Origin of the sequence: Corallococcus caeni (assembly GCF_036245865.1) — a bacterium.
GTDB lineage: Bacteria > Myxococcota > Myxococcia > Myxococcales > Myxococcaceae > Corallococcus > Corallococcus caeni.
In genome coordinates this window covers 1,179,690-1,198,305 of the sequence record NZ_BTTW01000002.1, presented here as the reverse complement: position 1 = coordinate 1,198,305, position 18,616 = coordinate 1,179,690, and the positions used below count along the sequence as shown (strand labels likewise).

Below are 18,616 nucleotides of genomic sequence, written 5' to 3'. Positions count from 1 at the left end.
CTTCCAGGGTGAGCCTCGCGAGACCAGTGCCATGATGATGGGAAGAAGCTGCATCCTTGGAGCAGTCCTGCTGACGGCCGCGTGTGGTGTCTCCAACCCTGAACAGGAGGCCGCGGAGGACGAGGTCACGGCGAAGACGTGCCTCCCCAACTGCCCACCGCCGACGAAGATCGCCTTCGCGTCGAACCGGGGAAGCGACCCCGCCCACCCCATCAACACCTACGACATCTTCGTGATGGGCACCGACGGCACCGTGTTGAACCGCCTCACGAACGACCTCGTGATGGACCGGCGCCCCAAACTCAACAAGGCGCGCACCCAGGTGGTCTGGCAGCGCGACTACGGCCAGACATCTCCGTACTTTGGCGACTTCGAGATCGTCACCGCCAACATCGACGGCAGCAACATGCAGCGGCTCACGAACTGGGAAGGTGAAGACGAACAGCCCGCCTTCAGCCCCGACGGGACGCGCATCGTCTTCGTCCACTGCACCTCCCGGTGCAGCCTCTACCTGATGGACGCCAACGGCCAGAACCTGGCCCTCCTGGCCACGGACCTGCAAGGCGCCGGCAGCTACATCACGCCGAGCTTCAGCCCCGATGGCCTGAAGGTCGTGTTCGGCTACGAGGCGCTGAGCACGTCGGACATTCCCTTCCGGGGCATCTACCGCATCAACGTGGATGGGACGGGACTGGTGAGGCTGAACGAAGGCCCCTCCAACTGGACCTCGTTCTTCCCGGTCTACAACGCGGCGGGGACGAAGATTGCCTTCACCGCGAGCATCTCGGTGCAGAGCCTGTACGATCGGGACCTCTACTCCATGAACGCGGACGGGACGGGTCTGGTCGCGCTGGAGAACGGGCCGGAGGACGACCAATGCCCGGCCTACAGTCCTACCGCGGATACCCTGGTGTTCGAACGCCTCCCGGGCGGCACGAGCAGTAGCGAAATCTTCATGAGGTCCGTCAACGGCACCCTCACCAACCTGACGAACACCGTGAGCGCGGACGACGTCGAACCGTCCTGGCAGTGACGGAAGCCCGGTGAGACGGCGCGCCCACCCGCCCGGGCGGCCCACCCGGGCGGGACACAGCCGCTCAAGGTTCGCGCGGTGTCATGCCGTCCGAGCACGGGCACCTCGGGTGAGGCGAGGCCGCTGCGCACTCCCCGGGTGAATCCGCCCACCCATACATCTGGGAGAGGGCGGTGGTGCTGTCGGTGCGGACCTTGCCGCAGGCGTCCGAGGCCGTGGCGGTGACCGTGTTGCAGAGGACGTCCTCGCCCGGCCTGGGCGCGCTCAACTCGGTCGCGCCCACCGTGAGGCGCTCGCCGGGGCCCAGGTTGAACTGGCAGGTGACGACGGGCGGGAGCGGCAACCCGTTGAGGGGATCGTCGGTGAACCGCAGCCGTCCGTCTTCATAAAGGCAGGCGCGGCCGAAGCGCGGCGAGGAGAGCTGCGCGCCGTAGAGTGTCACCGCGCCGGTGTTGCGCAGCTCGTAGCGGAAGGGGCGGCTCTCCTCGGGGCTGCTCTGGTACGGATAGCAGATCAGCTCCGAAGGCAGCGCCCGCAGCTCCAGCGAGGACCGGGCCGGGCAGACGGTGCCGTCTTCCGGCGAGGAGGTGAGCTCCAGGAAGAGCAGGTCGCGCGGGCCCCTGGACGTGAAGACGCGCCCATCCACTTCGATGGGCCGGGGGCCGAAGTCGCCGCCCAGCAGCACCCCTCCCGGCGGCAGCCCCAGGTGCGGGGCGAACCCCGCGGCGAAGGCGCGGGACCAGCGGTGCTCGCCCTCCGGCGAGTAGCGCGCCACGAAGGGCATCACGAGGATCCTCTCGTCGACGCCAAGCGGGCCCCCGCCGACATCGAACTCGCCGAAGCCCCGGCCCAGCAGGGTGAGCGCTCCGTCCGGGCTCACGGCGAGCTCTTGCGGCCTCGCGCTCGCCCCCAGGTCCCGAATCCACACGTCCGCTCCCGTGCGGGTGAGCGCGCCGAAGAAGCCCTCGACCAGGAACGGCAGCCCGGAGAAGGTCTGACCCGCGAAGGTGAAGGTGCCCGCGAGCCCGGCGGCGAAGACGACCCGGTCCGGGCCCTGGGCGCTCACCGAGGTGATGCTCCCCAAGGCTCCGCTGAGCAGCCGCGTCCACAGCAGCTGCCCCTCGGGGGTGTACTTCGCGATGAAGGGGGCGAACTCGCCGACCGGCCCATTCCCGAGGTCCGTCAGGGGGCTCGTCCGGCCCCCGACGAGGAGGTTGTCGCCTTCGTCCAAGGCCACCGCGGAGCCACCGGCCGTCGGGGCGGAGCCATCGCCCTCGAAGGCCCGCGACCAGCGGTTCTGGCCGCCCGGGAAGTACCTCGCCAGGAAGCCGCCCCTGGGGGGTGGCTGGCTCGGGTCCGTCACCGGGCCCGAGGACAGCGCGCCCCCGCCCAGGTCCATCCGCCCCTGGAAGTCGCCGGTGATGACGGCGTTGCCATCGGCGTCTACCGCCACGGCCGAGGCAGACACCGGCTGGGGGGCGCCGCTGTCGTCCGTGGCGATGAAGCCCCGGCTCCACACCGCCACTCCGGTGGGCGAGAACCGGGCGAGGAAGAGGCCCTGCCTCCCCGTCTCCTCGGGCACGGGGGGCAGGCTGCCCGCGCCCAGATCCGGCGAGCCCTCGTAGAGGCCCACCACGAAGATGTCGCCCGAGGGGGTGAGCGCCATGGCCGTCGCGCGGACATCCTCGGTGGCCACCACGCGCGTCCAGAGGAGCCGGCCCTTTCCGGTGTAGCGCGCGAACGCGAGGCCCTCCTCCGCTTCCGGAAAGACGGCGTCTCCGAAGCGGCCCACCGTGATGAAGCCGCCCTCCGGCAGGGTGGCCAGGGCCACGAGCCGGTCGGTGTCCGGGCCCCCGTACTGCCGCTTCCACTTCGTCTGCCCGCCTCCCGAGCCGCGGTAGGAACAAAAGAGGGACGTCTCCACGGTGACGCGCAGGTTGGGACGCAGCTCGGGCGTGCTCACCTCCCGCGAAGAGAAGTCCACGCCATGGCTCGACTGGGGGATGAGGCCGAAGCTGTGGGTGCCCTCGGAGGTCACCGCCTTCGTCACATCGAAGGGGACGCGCGCGCCGGCGCGGATGCGCCCCACGTCATCCAGGGGGCGCCCCATGAGGCTCGGCCGTGTGTTCCAGGTGACGTCCTCGCTCCAGTCGTCGGAGGTGCGGTAGACCCGCGGCCCGCTCGACGTCGAGTCCAGGGCGGTGAGCTCCAGCGTCGCATTCCGCACGCGCATGCCATCAGTGCGGACGCCGAATCGGAGGTAGGACTCCAGCCGGGGCGAACCGTCCACCCGCAGCACGGGCTCGCCGCCGAAGCCCTGGTCCGGCGCGTCCCGTGAAACATACGCGTCCGCCTCGGGCTCGCCGTTGAACTCGAAGGTCTCCAGACGCGGCAGGCACTCGGGCGGCAGTGCCGCATCAAGCTCCCCGGTGACGGCGGGCCGCAACGCCGTGTCGCGGCTCTCCATGGGCGGCGCTTCGACGCGCTCCTGCGCCACGTCACCGCCACAGTGGGTCAGCAAGACCAGCGCCAGCAGCCCCACGGCCCAACGCCCACTCCACGCCCGCTTCCAATCCATGCCAGCCCCCTCAGAGAGACCCGGAGCGGGGCGTGCACCGCATGTGCCCGGGAGGACGAAGCCTTCAGCACACGCGGCGGCCCTCGGGGGTCACGGCGCGGCAAGGCCTGGGGCGCGCCAGGGAACGGCCCTTCCAAGGAGGAGAAGCGGGCTGCCCACAGGCAGCCCGTCCGGGCACACGCGGGCCCCGCAGTTGCCCTTGCGCGCCATGCCGCACTCGAGGCCTCGCGCCTCGAGCAGTTCGCGGTCGATTCGTTGGCGTGGAGCTTCTCGATGGCGGGGACTTCTTGCTGACATTGTGAGGAGTGGGCATCCGGTAGGAGAGGGGCGCACGGCGCTACACTGCGTGGAATGGACTCCCCGCCCGAGGCCGACCTCTCCACCGATGAATTGTTCGCGCGCTCGCTCGAGGGCGGCGAGGAGGACGCGGGCGCGTGGCGCGCCATCTGGCAACTGCACCGCCGCGGCGGGGAGGACGTCTTCCAGCGGGCCGCGGCCTGGCTCCAGTCCGCCTCCCCGAAGGAGCGGGGACGCGGCGCGAACATCCTGGCCCAACTGGAGTTCCAGAGCCGCTCCCCGGAGCGCGTGGCCCGCTTCACGGACGCGCTCCTGCCGGTGCTCGCGATGGAAGAGGATGCCGCCGTGCTGGAGGCGATGGCCGCCGCCCTGGGCCACCTGGGCGATCCCCGCGCCGTGCCCGCGCTCCTTCCGCTGAAGGACCACCCGGACCCCCACGTCCGCTTCGGCGTCGTCATGGGGCTGTCACAGCACCGGGACGCCCAGGCAATCCAGACGCTGATCCAGCTCTCCCGCGACCCCGACGACGTCGTGCGCGACTGGGCCACGTTCACGCTCGGCAGTCAGGCGCGGGAGGTGGACACACCGGAGCTGCGCGAGGCGCTGATGGACCGGCTCTCCGAGCCCCACGTCAAGATTCGCGGGGAGGCGCTCCTGGGGCTGGCCTTGCGCAAGGACCCGCGCGTCCTCGGACCACTGCGGCGCGCGCTGGAGGAGCCCGAGGTCACCACGCTGGCCGTGGAGGCGGCCCAGGCGCTGGAGGATGTCTCACTGCTGCCGATGCTCCTGGCGCAACGGGAGGCCTTCGACGCGGAGGACGATGACCCTGAATTCCTCCCGGTCCTCCACGAGGCCATCCACGTCCTGGAGTCCCTGTCGCGGTGAGACCTCTGTGATTACTGGGGCGGAGCCGCTTTGACCATGATGGAGCACCCGCACGGAGTGTCTTCATCGTTGCAGGTCGCGGGCTGCACCAGGGTGAATCCATTTCTTTGATACCAGGTGACCGAGGACCTGGATGCGGTGACATGCATCGGGAAGCGTCTGTACGGGGCGGTCCGATGCAGCGCATTCGCTTTCGCCATTAGAGGTCCAGCGCGTCCGTCCCGCCCCTGCTTCAGGCCCACACCGTGGCAATGAGCCGCCCAACAGACGCGGGTCTTCGGCAAGCCAGGGTCGAAGAAGCGCTTCGACACGGCTCAGGGCTCGCCGCGGCGCCGCGCCCCTTCCAGGTCCGCCAGCGCCCGCTGTTCGAACAACCGGTTCCCCTGGCTCCTCGCGACGTCGAGGGCCCTCCCGAAGGACTCCACTGCCCGCGCCTCCGCGAAGGCGCTCCCTTCCGCGCGCGCCAGCAGGCCGGTGAGCCGGTGGAGCTCCGCCAGCCAGTACCCCTCACCCGTCGCCGCCTGGAAGGCGTCCTCGAGGTGCGCCCTCGCCAGCTCCAGGTGCCCGCGGGCGATGTCGAGCGCCACGAGCTGCGCCAGGAGGTACGACTCGGACAGCCGGGCCCCCAGCCTCCGGTACGCGTCGAGTCCTTCGCACATGCGCGCCCGCCCCTCGTCCAACCGCGCCTCGACGTCCGCTCCTCCGTGCGCCAGGGCCTCGCCCACCGTCGCCGCGCCAAGGAAGAAGAGGGCTACCGTCTGGAAGAAGTAGCCCCGCTCCCTTGAGGTGCTCAGGGCCCACTCGGCGTGATGGCGCAGCTGCACCAGGTCCCCCATGGACTGGTACAGCTGGGACGCGAAGGTGACCGCGAAGGCCAGGCTGTTGGCGCTGTCGAGTTCCTGCGCGCGGAGGATGGCCGCGCGGCTGTGCGCCACCGCTTCCTCCGGCAGGCCGAGGTGCCAGAGCGTGGCCGCCAGATCGCAGCGGGCACTCACGCCGCCGAAGGCGCCCGCCGGGGTGGAGTACGGACGGTGGCGGTTCGCGTCGTCGAGGTCCACCGCCGTCTGGAGGTATCCGCGCGCCTCGGCGGGCGCGCCGCGGAAGTACAACGTGGAGCCGACGGCGTTGTACGCGGAGAGGAGCATTTCATGCCCTCCCAGGCGCTTCGCCAGTTGGAGGCAGCGGTGTCCCAGCTCGAGCGCCGGGTCGAGATCGGCTCGCGCGTGGTGGAAGTTCCACAGCCCCAGCAGCCCCCAGAAGTGCCGGGGGGAGTCCCCCAACTGTCCGCAGAGCGCGAGCGCCCGTCCGTAGGAGCGCTCCACCTGGGGCGCAGAGAAGCCCCGGCTGGCGCTCCAGGCTCCGCCCAGGGTGAGCTGCGCCGCGAGCTCCTGTTCGTCCCTTTCGGGCCCTGGAGGCAGCCCCTCCAGCACCCCGAGCGCCTGCTCCAGGTGGGTGATGGCCTCCTGGTTGGCGCAGAGCGCGAGCGCCCGCTGACCGGCCTTGCACAGCCATGGGACGGCTTGCGCGGTGAGGCCCGCGCCCAGGTGGTGGTGCGCGAGCAACTCCGGCTTCTCCTCCGCGAGCCGCGGGAAGCGGGCCTCCAGCGCCTGCGCGATGCGACGGTGGAAGTCCTGGCGCGTGCTCTTGAGCAGCGAGTCATGGGCCGCGTCCTGGAGCAGCGCGTGCTTGAAGAGGTAGCTCGCGCCGTCCCGCGTGCTCTCGAAGAGCAGCTCCGCCTCCACCAGGCGCTGGAGCTTCCCCCGCAGCTCCAGCTCCTCCAGGTCCGCGACCGATGCCAGCAGCGAGTAGCTGAACTCCCGTCCGAGGACGGCGCAGAGCTGCGCCAGTTCCTTGAGGTCCCCGTGCCGGTCGAGCCGCGCCATCAGCGCGTCCTGGAGCGTCGCCGGGATGGCCACGGCCGGCAACGGCCCCTTCAGGACATAGGCCGTCTCCTCCCGCTGGAGGAAGCCCGACTCCAGGAGCGTCTTGGTGAACTCCTCCACGAAGAGCGGGATGCCATCCGTCTTCTGGATCACCTGGCGCAGCACCCGCGGCGGCAGCGTCCGTCCGCCGGTGAGGCCCATCACGAACCGGGTCACCTCTTCGTCCGTGAGGCCCGGGAGCGTCAGCCGGAGCCTGACGGGCACCTCGTTCCAGGAGGCATCCCACGGCGGGCGCGTGGTCATGACCAGGAGCAGGGGCGCGTCGCGCATCCGGTCCACCAGCAGCCGCAGCAGCTCCCGGGTGGAGGGGTCGGCCCAGTGCAGGTCCTCCAGCACGAGGACCACCGGCCGCGCCCGGGTCTGTTCGAGCAGCAGCGTCAGCAGGCTCTCCTGCGTGAGTTGGTTCTGCCTTCGCGGGCTCAGCTGCGAGGGAGGGTGCGCCTCCCCGAGCGGGAGGCCCAGGAGGTCGGCGTAGAGCGGCAGGGACTCCTCCAGGGGGAGGCCGAAGCGACGCAACCGCTCCTCGAGCAGCGCCCGCTTGCGCTCGGGGCTGTCCTCCTCGCGCCACCGGAAGACCTGCTTGAGCAGGTCCACCACCGGGTGGAAGGCGCTGGAGCGGTAGAAGAACGCGCAGCGGCAGACCAGCAGGGTGTGGGCGTGCGCCGCGAGCCGCTCCTCGAACTGGTGCAGCAGGCGCGACTTGCCGATGCCCGCCTCCCCCTCCACGAGGACGAGCTGTCCGCGGCCCTCGCGCGCGGCTTCGAAGCACCCGACGAGCGCGTCCAGCTCCCACCGCCGTCCCACGAGGGGTGACAAGCCCTGGGAGCGCTCCACCTCGAAGCGGCTGCGCGCGCCGGTCTCCCGCACCGCGCGGTAGACGTCCACCGGAGTGGAGATGCCCTTGAGCATGCGCTCACCGAGCGGCTCGAACTGGAAGAAGCCCCGCGCCAACCGGTACGTCGCCCCGCTCAACACGATGGAGTCCGGCTCGGCCAACCCCTGCAACCGGGCCGCGACGTTGGGAGTCTGTCCCACGGCGAGGTGCTCCCGGCGAACGCCCGCGCCAACCTCGCCCGCGACCACCGGCCCGGTGTGGATCCCGATGCGCACCGCCAGCCGGAGGCCTTGCTTCTCCATCACCGTCGCATTGAGCCGCGCCATGGCCTGGAGCATCGCGAGCGCCGCGAGCAGGGAGCGACGGGCATCGTCCTCGTGCGCCTCCGGGTACCCGAAGTAGACCAGCAGCCCATCTCCCAGGTACTGGGCGATGTGCCCCTCGAAGCGCTCGATGGGCTCCGCGCAGGCCGCCTGATAGGCCCGCACCACGTCTCGCAACTCCTCGGGGTCCAGCCGCTCCGACAGCGCCGTCGAGTCTGCCAGGTCGCAGAAGAGCACCGTGAGCTGGCGACGGTCCGCGCGAGCGGGCGCTCCAGGCCGTGACAGAGCGGAGGCGGGAGGCTCTCGCGGGGTGAGCGGGGCGCCGCACGCGCCGCAGAACCGGAAGCCCTCGGGGCCCACGGCCCCACACCTGGGACAGGGCTCCGCCCCCATTTTCATCGTCACGCCGCACTCCCTCTCGCGAGCCCCCGGGTGTCCGGCACCGCTGTCGCGGGCACCCCGAGTGAAGCGCTGAAAGCCTAACATCCTCGGAGGGGCAAGGGCAGCTCAAGCGCCCGCGGTGAGGAGGCGACTGTCTTCAACCTCGGCCTTCCGAACACGGACGTGACTTGCGTCCTCGAGCCTGATGATGGCGGCCAGCCTCATCCGCTAATCCCCGCCCATCGGGGCCAATGGCTGTCTTTGCTCACCGCCACTCCGGGGGGCCGCCCGCCTCTCGTGGCGGCGCGCCGTCCCCGGGAATGGGGCCGGAGTTCACTCCCGCAGGAATCATGCAATCGCTCCCCTGAGTCGCGTATTCTATTCGTGCACCCTTACGGAACCGACAACCGCACGGACGTGTATGCGCACGCGGACGCCACGCTGCGCGCCCGCCCCCCATTCGCACGGGCAACACCGCTGGCCGTGGGCACCAACGTGACGGTCATCGGCTCGGGCAGCGGCATTCCCTTCAAGATCGACTCGGGCGGCGCGGTGCGTGATGCCCGCTCGGGAACGCTGGACGACTTCGTGGCCACCACGGACACGTTCGGCGGCAACTCGGGCTCGGGCGTGTACGAGAACAGCGGCTACACGGTGGCCGGCATCCTCGTGCGCGGCGAGACCGACTACAAGGCCAGCGGGAGCTGCAACGTCGTCAGGGCCCCTGGAGCACCTCGTACAACGGGGCGCCGTACGCAGGGCGCTGGAGGTGTGGGCCTGCTCGAGGTGTGGCGGCAGGCGCCGGGTGCTGGCGTACGTGAACGATGCAGGAGGGGTGCGAGCGATTCTGGCGCACCTGGGCCTGCCCACGGCAGGTGCAAGGCGGGCCCCGGCGCGCGGGTCCCTCCAAGCCGCAGGGTGTTGAAGCTCAAGCCGCAAGGGCCCAGACAGCCAGGCACCTGCCGCGCACCTCATGGGCGGGCGCACCGCCTCCGCTCCTGGGCTCGGGGCTACGCGTCCGTCATCGCGCTTGACGGTCGAGCCCAGCAGCGCGACCCGGACCACGGCTGACAGCCGACATGTAATGGCTCTACGTCGTCTTCAGCGCCGAACTGGCAGGGCCGAACCGTCGCTGCGCCGCGTAGGTGATGCCAGTCAGAACAAGCAGTGCGCCCGCGGGCACACTGCTGGCGACGGTGTCATTGGAGGCTACGTGAGAGAAGACCGCACCGCTGAGGTTGAAGAACAGGCCCGCGAACGCCCATTCCTTCAAGCGCGGCCAACGCGAGCCGAACACCAGGGTGACTGCGGCGAGCAGCTTCCAGACTCCGAGGAGCGTGGCCACGTAGCCGGGGTAGCCCAGACGCGCCGAGACCTGCATCACATGGGGCTGGTGGGTGACGTTGAAGGCGCCGGACATCAGGAACATCGCCGCCAGCAAGCCGGTAGGCACCCAGTACAGGAGTTTCGTTCTCATGGCCCTTGCCTAAGCCTTCGCGCCGGCCTGGAGCAATGATGCAAGAATTGGAATGATTGGCTATGATTTGCTCCAAATGGACGACCTACCGGAGACAGCCGAACTGATCGCCTTCGTGCGCGTGGTCGACACGCACTCGCTCTCACGCGCCGCGAAGGAGCTGCGCCTGCCGCGCTCGACCGTTGGACGGCGCTTGCAACGGCTCGAAGAACGCCTCGGCATCCGCCTCCTCAAACGCACGACCCGAAGACAGGCGCTCACCGACGCGGGCGCCGAGTTCTACCAGCACGCGCGCCACTCGGTCGAAGCACTCGAGCGTGCGCGCGCCATCGTCCAGCGGCCGAGTGGCAAGGTAGAGGGCCGGGTGCGCATCTCCGTTCCTACCGGAGCTCCCGACATCCTGGGGGAGCTCTTCGGTCAGTTCTCGTTGCGCCATCCCGACGTCGTACTGGAGGTGGACGCCAGCAATACGCACGTCGATTTGATTCACGGCGGATTTGACCTCGCGCTGCGCGCCGGTCCCGTCGCGTCGACGCCGCTCAACCTGGTGTCACGGAAGTTGGGTGCGAACACGCTGGTCTGCGTGGCGACGCCTGCGTATCTGGCAAGAGCAGGAACTCCCAAGCGCGCCACGGACCTGCGCAGGCACGCTTGCTTGAGTCCGTTCGTGCGCGGAGAAACGCCCACGCTGAGCTGGCCGCGCCTCAATGGGGGCAGCGTGCGCATTCATCCGCGCATGACTTCCAACGACATGTTCGTGCTGCTCGGCGCGGCACGCACCAGCCTTGGCATCGCGCTGATCCCCGATTTCCTGGCGCAGGCAGAGGTCGCTGCCGGCACGCTGGTGAGGGTTCTCGCCAGGCACATCGGCGCGCAGACGCCCATGTCGGTTGTCTACCACGAGCGCGAACTGATGCCGTTCGCCGTGCGCACGCTCATCGACTTCATCGTCGAAACGGGGCTCCCCACCCGCCAATGTGAAGCATCAGGTGTCGCGCGCGCGAAAGATCCGCAACGCCCGCGACAGCGCTGAACGAGCTCGGCCTTGGCCTTCTGCCGCAAGGCCGAGGCGACGCCCGTCGTCTGGCCCCGTGACCTCACCCTCCACATGGCCTCCATCCCGCCTATGGATGTTTCGTGAGAGCCTTTTCAGAGCATGGGAGAGAAGGGCTTCTTGAGGGTCAGCGTGAGGCCCACCTCCCGGCCATACGGGAGGCGGCCTGACAGGTCCCGCGCGTTCTCCAGTGGGACGCTGAAGCGGACGCCCACGGAGCCGTAGACGAAGCCGAGGAAGGGCGCCAGGTGGAGCGACGTCGTGGCCCGGCGGGCCGCCGTCGCCGTCTCGTAGGCCACGCCCGTCTCCAACCCGAAAATGAGGAAGGTGCCTTGCACTCCACCGCACAGCCGCGAGTGGTCACCCTCCATCCATTGGCCCTGCCCGAAGATGCCCACCGCCCCCGACCTGAAGGAGCCCAGGAGATTGTTGTGCATCGCCAGGTTGAGGGTGGACTCCACGCCCATGCCCCATGCGGTTTCCTCCTGACGGCGGCTCACGCTCACCAGCGGCCCTACCGTGAACCAGGGCTGCGGGGAGCCGTCGTCAGACGACGCTGCCGGGACGACCAGCGCGAGCAGAGCAAGAGCGTTCATGGCGCCAGGATATGAGAAGGCATCCACCCCACGGTGGCTCCGCTCCAGACACAGTCCGTGCTTCTCGGCGCGTGGGGGGCGGTGCCGCACGCGTGATACAATCCCCCCTTCTCCTTGAGGAGCTGCTGGACCGGCCTCGCCCCGCCCCCCACCCATGACCAGCCCCTGGTTCAACGTCCCCTACTTGTATTGCCGCATGCGCTTCGATGTCTCTCATCAGTGGCGCAGGTTCGACCCCAAGGAGGGGCCCCAGGCGAACGTCTGGCATCACAGCGCGAACTACACCGTCGCCGCCACGTTCAGGCTCCAACTCCAACGGGACAACCCGCTGCGCCCCACGTTCCACAACCCCCAGGTCACCTTCCGCGTCTCGGGGTGGTCCGAGGCGGGGCTGAGCGAGGGGCAGAAGGGGGCCCTGCTGTCGCGCAGCCGCGCCTCCTTCTCCGGAACCACCGGGGCGGGCTCCGCCACCTTGACGCTCTACACCGACGATGGCCACGTCGGCAGCCTCAGCGTCGGAGACCTCATCAACGGCGACCAGGGCCTGCCCTTGACGTACACCGTCCAGAACTGGCTCCAAGGCGCGGGAGGCAAACCCTCGAAGGAGGAGTCCGTCGTCGGACTGCTGCTGCAACAGCCCTTCCCGGAGCAGCCGGGTGCGGTGCGGCTCGCGGCGAAGCCCAGCCACCTCACGCTGAACAGCCCTTTTTGTCCTGGGGTCAGCGCCTGCGAGGATCCGGTCATCTCCGGCTCCATTCGCGTCACGCCGGGCCTGCCCACCTTTCGCATCGTGGACGACACGGTGGACCAGAACCCGCTCCCCCACTGCCGCCTGCGCGTGCTCTGCCCGGACGGCACGGAGCGCGAGTGCGTCACGGATGAAGAGGGCGAGGTCTTCCTGCCGCGCACCGGCAAGGACGTCTACACGCTCCTGGAAGTGCTCCGCGACAGCGCGCCGCTCACCCTGAGCGAACAAGGCGCGTGGACCGTGGACCGTGTACCCGACGCGGCCGCCTGAACCCTTCTCCTCCGAACGACCCATGCCCGATCTCGACACGCTGTTGAAGGACACGCTGCTGCTCACCGCGGCCCCCGGGGCGACCTACCAGTCCTTCGAGGGCGGCGGGGGTGCCCAGGCCCAGGCCGCCGCCGGACCGAGCGCGGGCAGCGTCTGGAGCTGGACGCACAACCTCGGCACCCCGGGCCGCGTGAGGAACGTCACCCACCGCGTGCGGGAGACGCCGTGGTTCCCCGCGCAGACGCTCACCGTGCTGGACGAGCTGGTCTGGAGCCCCATTGAAATCACCTACAAGGGCACGGCGCTGAAGCTGGAGCTGACCCGTGAGTTCCTCCTGCGCCGCTATGAGACGCCCGGCGGCTCCGTGGCGAAGAGGACGACGTTCTGGATCCCCACGGACCTGGACCGCAGCCTGATGCTGGTGTTCGGCTTCCAGGTGAACCTGCGCGCTCCGGCCGGCACGCTCGCGCTGGAGCCCATCCCGAAGGACGTGCTGTGCAGCGACGGCTTCATGCCCGTCAAGAAGCCCACCGCGCCGCCCAAGCCGCCCGTCATGAAGGTGAAGCGCACGGAGACCGGCACGCTCTCACTGTCGCCCTTGCGCGTGCTCGTCTGCGCGGAGTTCGTCTGCTGCAAGGAGCGCAACGACTACACACCGCACGGGCTCGCCGCCACCTCGCGGTTCCGGCCGCACCTGATGTTCATGAGCAACCGCCCGCTGGAGCGGATGGCCGCGCGCATCCACGTCCGCCGCCCGCCCATGTCCAGCATGGCCCACCCGTCCCCGCCGCCGACGCCGCCTCCCTCGGGCGACATCCCCCCCACCACGCCCACGGACCCCGGGCATGGCCACCACCACGGCGTGCACGCCCAGGCCTTGCCGGGTGACCGTCCAGAGGACCAGGACGAGATGTTGCACGAGATGGCCACGGGCATGTGGTCCGACGCCAACGACGGGCTGCTGTCCTGGAAGAACCTCTTCAACCCGAACATTCCCCCGCTGTGGCACAAGATGTTCAGCCGGTTCAGGACGAACCTGCGAGCGGGCACGGGCTACCTCATGGCGTCGCCCCAAATCGCCGAGGGGCCGGGCTTCAACGTCGACGTCTTCGACCGCGACCACTACCAGCGCTGGCAGGAGCCGCTCAAGGAACGCCAGGGCTACTTCGACAACATCCACGTGGCGCCACCCATGCGCGCCCCCCGGAGCATCCGCGAGTTCTTCAAGAACGCCTCGCAAGACATGCGGTTGGACAACATCGCGATGGCGCCTTTCTGCATCCACGACTGCCTGCACATGCACTGGCGCTGGCTGCCCACGGGCAATGACGAGACGCACCTGTGGGGCTGGGACCACGAGAAGCCCTATGCCGTCGCGGGCGTGCCGCACATCCCGGCGCACCAGCACCTGCGCGTGGAGGTGGACGCCCCGCATGCCTTCACCTACGCCGTCCAGGCGGACTCGTGTCTGGAGGCGGGGCGCTGGCAGTACGTCATGCATGAGGGCATGGCTTTCGGGAACAGCGCCGCCAACGAGTCGCTCGCGCAGCTCATGCACGCGGGCATCCCCCTGCTCCAGGGCTTCCCCACGGTGGCCTACAAGTCCTGGGCGATGTTCTATTGGACGCTGCGCTACCAGTGTTCGATCACGAGCCTGCACCCCCGGGAGCGCCTGCTGGAAGACGGCGCGCATGACCTGACGTGTCTCATTGACACCCACCAGGCCGGCCACGAATGATGACGTCTATCTTTCCTTGGGGGGCGTCATGAGCGAATCGCAGGCGATCACGCAGTTCGCCATCTATCCGTCGATTGGCGTCGCGAGGGTTGGCAACAGCCCGGATGGGTATTTCTTCGGGCCCGAACTGCCCGGCGCCCCGCGTGACCGGGGCGCCTACCGCGACACGAGCGGCCGCATCAAACGACAAGCCGCTCGCTTCCGCGTCTACGGGCTCGATGCGCGGGGTCAGGTCGTCAAGGAGATCACGGCCGACGACGCCCACATCACCTGGAAGGTCGAGGTCGCCAACAAGAAGGCCGCGTGGTTCGACTTCGACCAGGCGCTCGACATCCCCGAGTCACAGGGCCTCGTCGTCGGCACTCCGGGCATCGCGAGCATCCTGCGCAACGCGAACGTGAAGGGGCCCGAGCGCGCGAGCCTGGCCATCACCCCGCCCGCCGCCACCATCGCCGGCAAGAGCATCAACGCGCTGGGCGCCGAGGCCTCCTTCGCGCTCACCGGCCGCTTCATGAACAAGTCGGTCTACCTGGGTGAGCTCCGCACCGACGCCGAGGGCCGACTGGTGTTCCTGGGTGGCCGTGGTGAGGCGGCGAGCTTCGATGGCCAGCCAGCGACCACGTTCGCCAACAACACCGGCTGGCACGATGACATCTCCGATGGACCGGTCGACGCGACCGTCGAGTACGCGGGCAAGACCTACCAGGCGAAGGGGGCCTGGGTCCTCGTCGGACCGCCCGACTACGCGCCCGGCGTGCAGTCCATCGTCACCGGCTGGGACCTGCTGTTCCAGGTCGCGACGGAGATCGATCCCTCCCGGATGCCCGAGCGTCCGAAGTTCTCCGAGCACATCCATCCCCTGCTCCGGCGGTTCACGCTCAACCAGTGGGTGAACGCGGGCTTCGCGCGTGACTTCGGCTTTGGCACGCCCAATGACTTCACGGACCCCGCGCTCGCCGCACGCCTCAACGACCCCTCCGACGCTTCGCGCTCACTGCGCTTCAGCATCTTCAACGGGTTCAGGAACGCCAATTACGACCATCCCCAGCCGGCCGCCCTGCCCGCCTACTACGGCGACGGGACGACGCTCAACACCACGCAGACCGGTCCCCGCGAGTGGATGGCCATCCTGCCGACGCAATACAAGTGGCTCGAACAGTGGGCGGAAGGCGACTTCGTGGCCGACGGGCCGCCCAAGGCACCTCCCGCCTGGACGAGCTTGAGCGCGGCGGAACAGGTGCGGGGCATCGACCGCGCCGTGCTCGACGAGGTGCTCGGCGGGCCCTTCCACCCCGGCGCGGAGTTCACCTGGCCCATGCGCCACGCGATGCTCTACGCGGAGCCGTTCCGCATCAAGCGCCGCGCCGCTCCCGAACCCGACTGGGGCCCCCAGCTCATCTCCTCCATCGCGCTCATGCGCGGCGGCCCGCTGGATGGCTCGACGGCGGGCGACCTCACCCGCTGGATGGCGACGCCGTGGCAGACGGACACCTCGTCGTGCCTGTCAGCCTACGTGCCCTACGTCGACGACTACCTGCCGACGTTCTGGCCCGCGCGCGTGCCCAACGACGTGCTCAGCGAGGAGCAATACCAGAAGGTGATGGACCCGAAGACGCCCGCCAATGAGAAGGAGCGGGTGCTCGCCTTCGACCAGCGCGTGAAGTGGCTGCGCGGCATCCGCTACCCGATGAAGCCGACCTACCCGCCGCAGATCTACCCCTCGAAGGAAGCCATCAACAAGTTCGTCCGTGAGTGGGCGCAGGTTGGCATCATCGAAGCGTTGCCCGGACCGGGTGGCCCGCTGCCCGGCCAGCTCTGGGTGGAGACAGGCCGGCAGGTGGAACACAGCCAGCCGGCGATGACGGCGCTCCGCCCCATCTGGGCCTCCGAAGACTGACGCAGTGGCGCGCGAACTCGAGGCGGACGTGGTCATCATCGGCGCGGGGCCGGCCGGGTGCGCGTCCGCCATCACGCTCGCCCACGCGGGGCTGCGTGTGGCTGTCTTTGGGCGCACGCAGGCGGGTGAACGCATCGGCGAAAGCCTGTCGCCAGGGGCTCCAGCCCTCCTCGCGCGATTGGGGCTTTGCGAGCGGTTCATCGAGGATGGGCCCTTGCCCTGCCACGCGAACGCCTCCGCATGGGGCAGCCCCGTGCTGACATGGCACGACTTCGTCCGCGACCCGCGCGGACACGGCTTCCACGTTGACCGCATGCGCTTCGAGGCCATGCTGCGAGAGAGAGCCGTCGCGGTAGGGGCGCGGTTGTTCGAAGGCGACGCGCCGCGCGACCTTGAATACGAGGACGGGGTCTGGAGGGCGGAGGCGACAGACAGACACCCCGCGGTCCGAGCCCGCTACGTGGTCGACGCGTCAGGCAGAGCGGCCTCTTTTGCTCGACGTCAGGGAGTGTCGCGCCAGCTTGCCTGGGAGCAGGTGGCGCTCTTCGCCTTCTCGCGGGTGACCCGGCAGCTCGACGAGGCGTTCACGCTCATCGAGGCGGTGCCCAAGGGCTTCTGGTACTCGGCGCCCATTCCCGGTGGACGTTTCGTCCTCTCGCTTTTCACCGAGGCATCCCTGCACCACCCGGCAAGCGTGCGCACGCCGGACGGGCTTGGCGCGCTCCTCGCCAACGCGCCGCATACGCGACTCCGCCTCGAGGCCCACGGCGCCAGGCTCGAAGGTGTCCCGCGGTTCGTCGACGCCAGCAGTGCCCACCTCGCGACGACGTGCGGCCCGGGCTGGGTCGCCGTCGGCGACGCCGCGCTCACCTACGACCCCATCGCCGCGCATGGACTGACGCTCGCGCTACGCACGGGCATCGACGCCGCGGACGCGCTTGTCGCCGACGCACAAGGCGATGCCTCCGCGCTGCCGGCCTACAGCACCCGTCTTGCGCGTGCTTTCGATGCCTACCGGCGCGAAGCCCTTCGCCTCTATCGCGACGAGCAGCGTTGGCCGGATGCGCCATACTGGCAAACGCGCCACAGGCTCTGAGGACCGAGCACCCACCGCATGGGCCTGGCGACACGGGGCTTCGTTGGCGCCACGCCTCCGGCGCTCACGTGACGCGCTTGCGTGGAATACGGGCAGGTGGGTTCACGTTGCCCATTCTTTTCCGAATATGACCCCAGTCTCCTCCGAGGCCTCGCACCCCAGCGCCGAAGCCCGTCCCGTGGACTCCAACGAGCGACTGGCGCTCCTCGACACGCTGCGCGGCTTCGCCCTGTGCGGCGTGTTCATCTCCAATGTGATGGTGTGGTTCAGCGGCAGGATTTTCCTGCCGCGAGAGCAGGTCCTCACGGCGATGAACAACGCGCCGCTCGTCGACACTGTCGTCTGGCAGGTGTTCTCGACACTGGTAGCAGGGAAGTTCATCACCCTCTTCTCGTTCTTCTTCGGCCTCGGCTTCGCGGTGCAGATGGGCCGCGCCGAGGCACGAGGGACCTCCATCACGCCGCTCTATGTCCGGCGGCTGGGAGTGATGCTGGTGATGGGGCTCTCCCACCTGTTCCTCATCTGGTACGGCGACATCCTCAGCACCTACGCGGTGCTGGGATTCGGCCTGTTCCTGTTCCGGCGTCGCTCGGACCGGACGCTGCTCATCAGCGCCCTGCTGTTCGCCCTGGGGTGGTCCGTCATCAGCGTGGTCATCATCAAGCTCCCGCAGTTGATGGCGGACACGCCGGAGGCTGGCGCGGCCCTCCTCAAGGCGGCCAACGAGAAGTCCGCGGCCATCAAGGCGCAGACGCTGGCGGCCTTCACGAATGGGAGCTGGCTGGACGCGGTGAAGGCGACCGGGAACTTCTTCTTCCGCGACTACTTCCCGCTGCTGCTCTCCATCCTGCTCCCTGTGTTTGGCCGGTTCCTGCTGGGCCTGCTGGCGGGGCGGCGCCGCATCTTCCACGACGTGCCCCAGCACCTGGGGTTGTTCCGCCGGCTGCTCGGGTGGGGGCTCATGGCCGGCGTGATTGGCAGCGGCAGCGGTCTGGTGCTGCAGCAACTCATGCTGAAGAAGGTCTTCACCCCGGAGACGCTGCCGACCTGGGTGCCCTTCGCCATGGCGCCGCTGCGCAACCTGGGCGAACTGGGCTTCGCGGCCGTCTACGTGTCCGGCATCACCCTGCTCTTCCAGCGAGCCACCTGGCAGCGGGCGCTGGGACTGCTCGCGCCGGTGGGGCGCATGGCGCTGACGAACTACCTGTCCCAGTCCATCATCAGCGTGCTGTTCTTCTACGGCTACGGACTGGGCTTCATCACGAAGCTGGGCCCGGCGGCGTGCGTGGCGTACTGCCTGACTGTCTTCTCCGTTCAAGTGGTGTGGAGCCACCTGTGGCTGTCGAGGTTCCGCTTCGGCCCCGCGGAGTGGGTGTGGCGTTCGCTGACGTATGGAAAGGCCCAGCCAATGCGTCGGGATGACGCCTTGGGACAACGCACGACCGCGCCGGTGTAGCGCTTCGAC

The 18,616-nt window shown here is 69.3% G+C and carries 12 protein-coding genes and 1 pseudogene; 9 read left to right on the top strand and 4 right to left on the bottom strand.

Annotated features, from left to right (window positions below):
* Positions 1 to 31 precede the first annotated feature (31 nt).
* On the top strand, positions 32 to 1,033 hold the full coding sequence (locus AABA78_RS12995; RefSeq protein WP_338263290.1) for a TolB family protein: 1,002 nt from the start codon (positions 32 to 34) through the stop codon (positions 1,031 to 1,033).
* Between the two features lie 64 nt (positions 1,034 to 1,097).
* Here the strand turns inward: AABA78_RS12995 and AABA78_RS12990 are convergent, their stop codons facing one another.
* Complete coding sequence (locus tag AABA78_RS12990; RefSeq protein WP_338263289.1) at positions 1,098 to 3,611, bottom strand: CBM96 family carbohydrate-binding protein; 2,514 nt, start codon at positions 3,609 to 3,611, stop codon at positions 1,098 to 1,100.
* Between the two features lie 351 nt (positions 3,612 to 3,962).
* Between AABA78_RS12990 and AABA78_RS12985 the strand changes: the two genes are divergently transcribed.
* Complete coding sequence (locus AABA78_RS12985) at positions 3,963 to 4,793, top strand: HEAT repeat domain-containing protein (protein WP_338263288.1); 831 nt, start codon at positions 3,963 to 3,965, stop codon at positions 4,791 to 4,793.
* A 314-nt stretch (positions 4,794 to 5,107) separates the two neighbouring features.
* Here the strand turns inward: AABA78_RS12985 and AABA78_RS12980 are convergent, their stop codons facing one another.
* On the bottom strand, positions 5,108 to 8,254 hold the full coding sequence (locus AABA78_RS12980; protein ID WP_338263287.1) for an ATP-binding protein: 3,147 nt from the start codon (positions 8,252 to 8,254) through the stop codon (positions 5,108 to 5,110).
* A gap of 445 nt (positions 8,255 to 8,699) precedes the next feature.
* Between AABA78_RS12980 and AABA78_RS12975 the strand changes: the two are divergent.
* Positions 8,700 to 8,992 (top strand): annotated as a pseudogene (locus tag AABA78_RS12975) (trypsin-like serine peptidase); the annotation flags it as partial.
* Positions 8,993 to 9,365: 373 nt separating this feature from the next.
* On the opposite strand, the gene AABA78_RS12970 reads toward AABA78_RS12975, so the two are convergent.
* Positions 9,366 to 9,752: a DoxX family protein gene (locus tag AABA78_RS12970; protein WP_338263286.1), complete on the bottom strand. Its 387-nt coding sequence runs from the start codon at positions 9,750 to 9,752 to the stop codon at positions 9,366 to 9,368.
* Between the two features lie 52 nt (positions 9,753 to 9,804).
* On the opposite strand from AABA78_RS12970, the gene AABA78_RS12965 reads away from it, so the two are divergent.
* Positions 9,805 to 10,785 (top strand): LysR family transcriptional regulator, encoded by a 981-nt coding sequence (locus AABA78_RS12965; RefSeq protein ID WP_338263285.1) that lies wholly within the window; start codon positions 9,805 to 9,807, stop codon positions 10,783 to 10,785.
* A 116-nt stretch (positions 10,786 to 10,901) separates the two neighbouring features.
* Here the strand turns inward: AABA78_RS12965 and AABA78_RS12960 are convergent, their stop codons facing one another.
* Positions 10,902 to 11,402 carry a hypothetical protein gene (locus tag AABA78_RS12960; protein ID WP_338263284.1) on the bottom strand — a complete coding sequence of 167 codons (501 nt, stop codon included), beginning with the start codon at positions 11,400 to 11,402 and terminating at the stop codon, positions 10,902 to 10,904.
* A gap of 196 nt (positions 11,403 to 11,598) precedes the next feature.
* Between AABA78_RS12960 and AABA78_RS12955 the strand changes: the two genes are divergently transcribed.
* The 5 genes from AABA78_RS12955 (at position 11,599) to AABA78_RS12935 (ending at position 18,607) form a co-directional block, all read left to right on the top strand.
* On the top strand, positions 11,599 to 12,420 hold the full coding sequence (locus tag AABA78_RS12955) for a hypothetical protein (RefSeq protein WP_338263283.1): 822 nt from the start codon (positions 11,599 to 11,601) through the stop codon (positions 12,418 to 12,420).
* A 22-nt stretch (positions 12,421 to 12,442) separates the two neighbouring features.
* Positions 12,443 to 14,158: a hypothetical protein gene (locus AABA78_RS12950; protein ID WP_338263282.1), complete on the top strand. Its 1,716-nt coding sequence runs from the start codon at positions 12,443 to 12,445 to the stop codon at positions 14,156 to 14,158.
* A gap of 28 nt (positions 14,159 to 14,186) precedes the next feature.
* Positions 14,187 to 16,055 (top strand): LodA/GoxA family CTQ-dependent oxidase, encoded by a 1,869-nt coding sequence (locus tag AABA78_RS12945; protein WP_338263280.1) that lies wholly within the window; start codon positions 14,187 to 14,189, stop codon positions 16,053 to 16,055.
* Between the two features lie 4 nt (positions 16,056 to 16,059).
* Positions 16,060 to 17,151 (top strand): NAD(P)/FAD-dependent oxidoreductase, encoded by a 1,092-nt coding sequence (locus tag AABA78_RS12940; RefSeq protein ID WP_338263279.1) that lies wholly within the window; start codon positions 16,060 to 16,062, stop codon positions 17,149 to 17,151.
* A 127-nt stretch (positions 17,152 to 17,278) separates the two neighbouring features.
* Entirely contained in the window at positions 17,279 to 18,607 is a 1,329-nt protein-coding gene (locus AABA78_RS12935) for a DUF418 domain-containing protein (RefSeq protein ID WP_338263278.1), read from the top strand.
* Positions 18,608 to 18,616: the final 9 nt, after the last annotated feature.

Bases quoted from the DNA above. Each gene is read 5' to 3' on its own strand.
- AABA78_RS12995 (WP_338263290.1), top strand. From the start codon at position 32: ATGATGATGGGAAGAAGCTGCATCCTTGGAGCAGTCCTGCTGACGGCC.
- AABA78_RS12990 (WP_338263289.1), bottom strand. From the start codon at position 3,611: ATGGATTGGAAGCGGGCGTGGAGTGGGCGTTGGGCCGTGGGGCTGCTG.
- AABA78_RS12985 (WP_338263288.1), top strand. From the start codon at position 3,963: ATGGACTCCCCGCCCGAGGCCGACCTCTCCACCGATGAATTGTTCGCG.
- AABA78_RS12970 (WP_338263286.1), bottom strand. From the start codon at position 9,752: ATGAGAACGAAACTCCTGTACTGGGTGCCTACCGGCTTGCTGGCGGCG.
- AABA78_RS12965 (WP_338263285.1), top strand. From the start codon at position 9,805: ATGATTGGCTATGATTTGCTCCAAATGGACGACCTACCGGAGACAGCC.
- AABA78_RS12960 (WP_338263284.1), bottom strand. From the start codon at position 11,402: ATGAACGCTCTTGCTCTGCTCGCGCTGGTCGTCCCGGCAGCGTCGTCT.
- AABA78_RS12955 (WP_338263283.1), top strand. From the start codon at position 11,599: ATGCGCTTCGATGTCTCTCATCAGTGGCGCAGGTTCGACCCCAAGGAG.
- AABA78_RS12950 (WP_338263282.1), top strand. From the start codon at position 12,443: ATGCCCGATCTCGACACGCTGTTGAAGGACACGCTGCTGCTCACCGCG.
- AABA78_RS12945 (WP_338263280.1), top strand. From the start codon at position 14,187: ATGAGCGAATCGCAGGCGATCACGCAGTTCGCCATCTATCCGTCGATT.
- AABA78_RS12935 (WP_338263278.1), top strand. From the start codon at position 17,279: ATGACCCCAGTCTCCTCCGAGGCCTCGCACCCCAGCGCCGAAGCCCGT.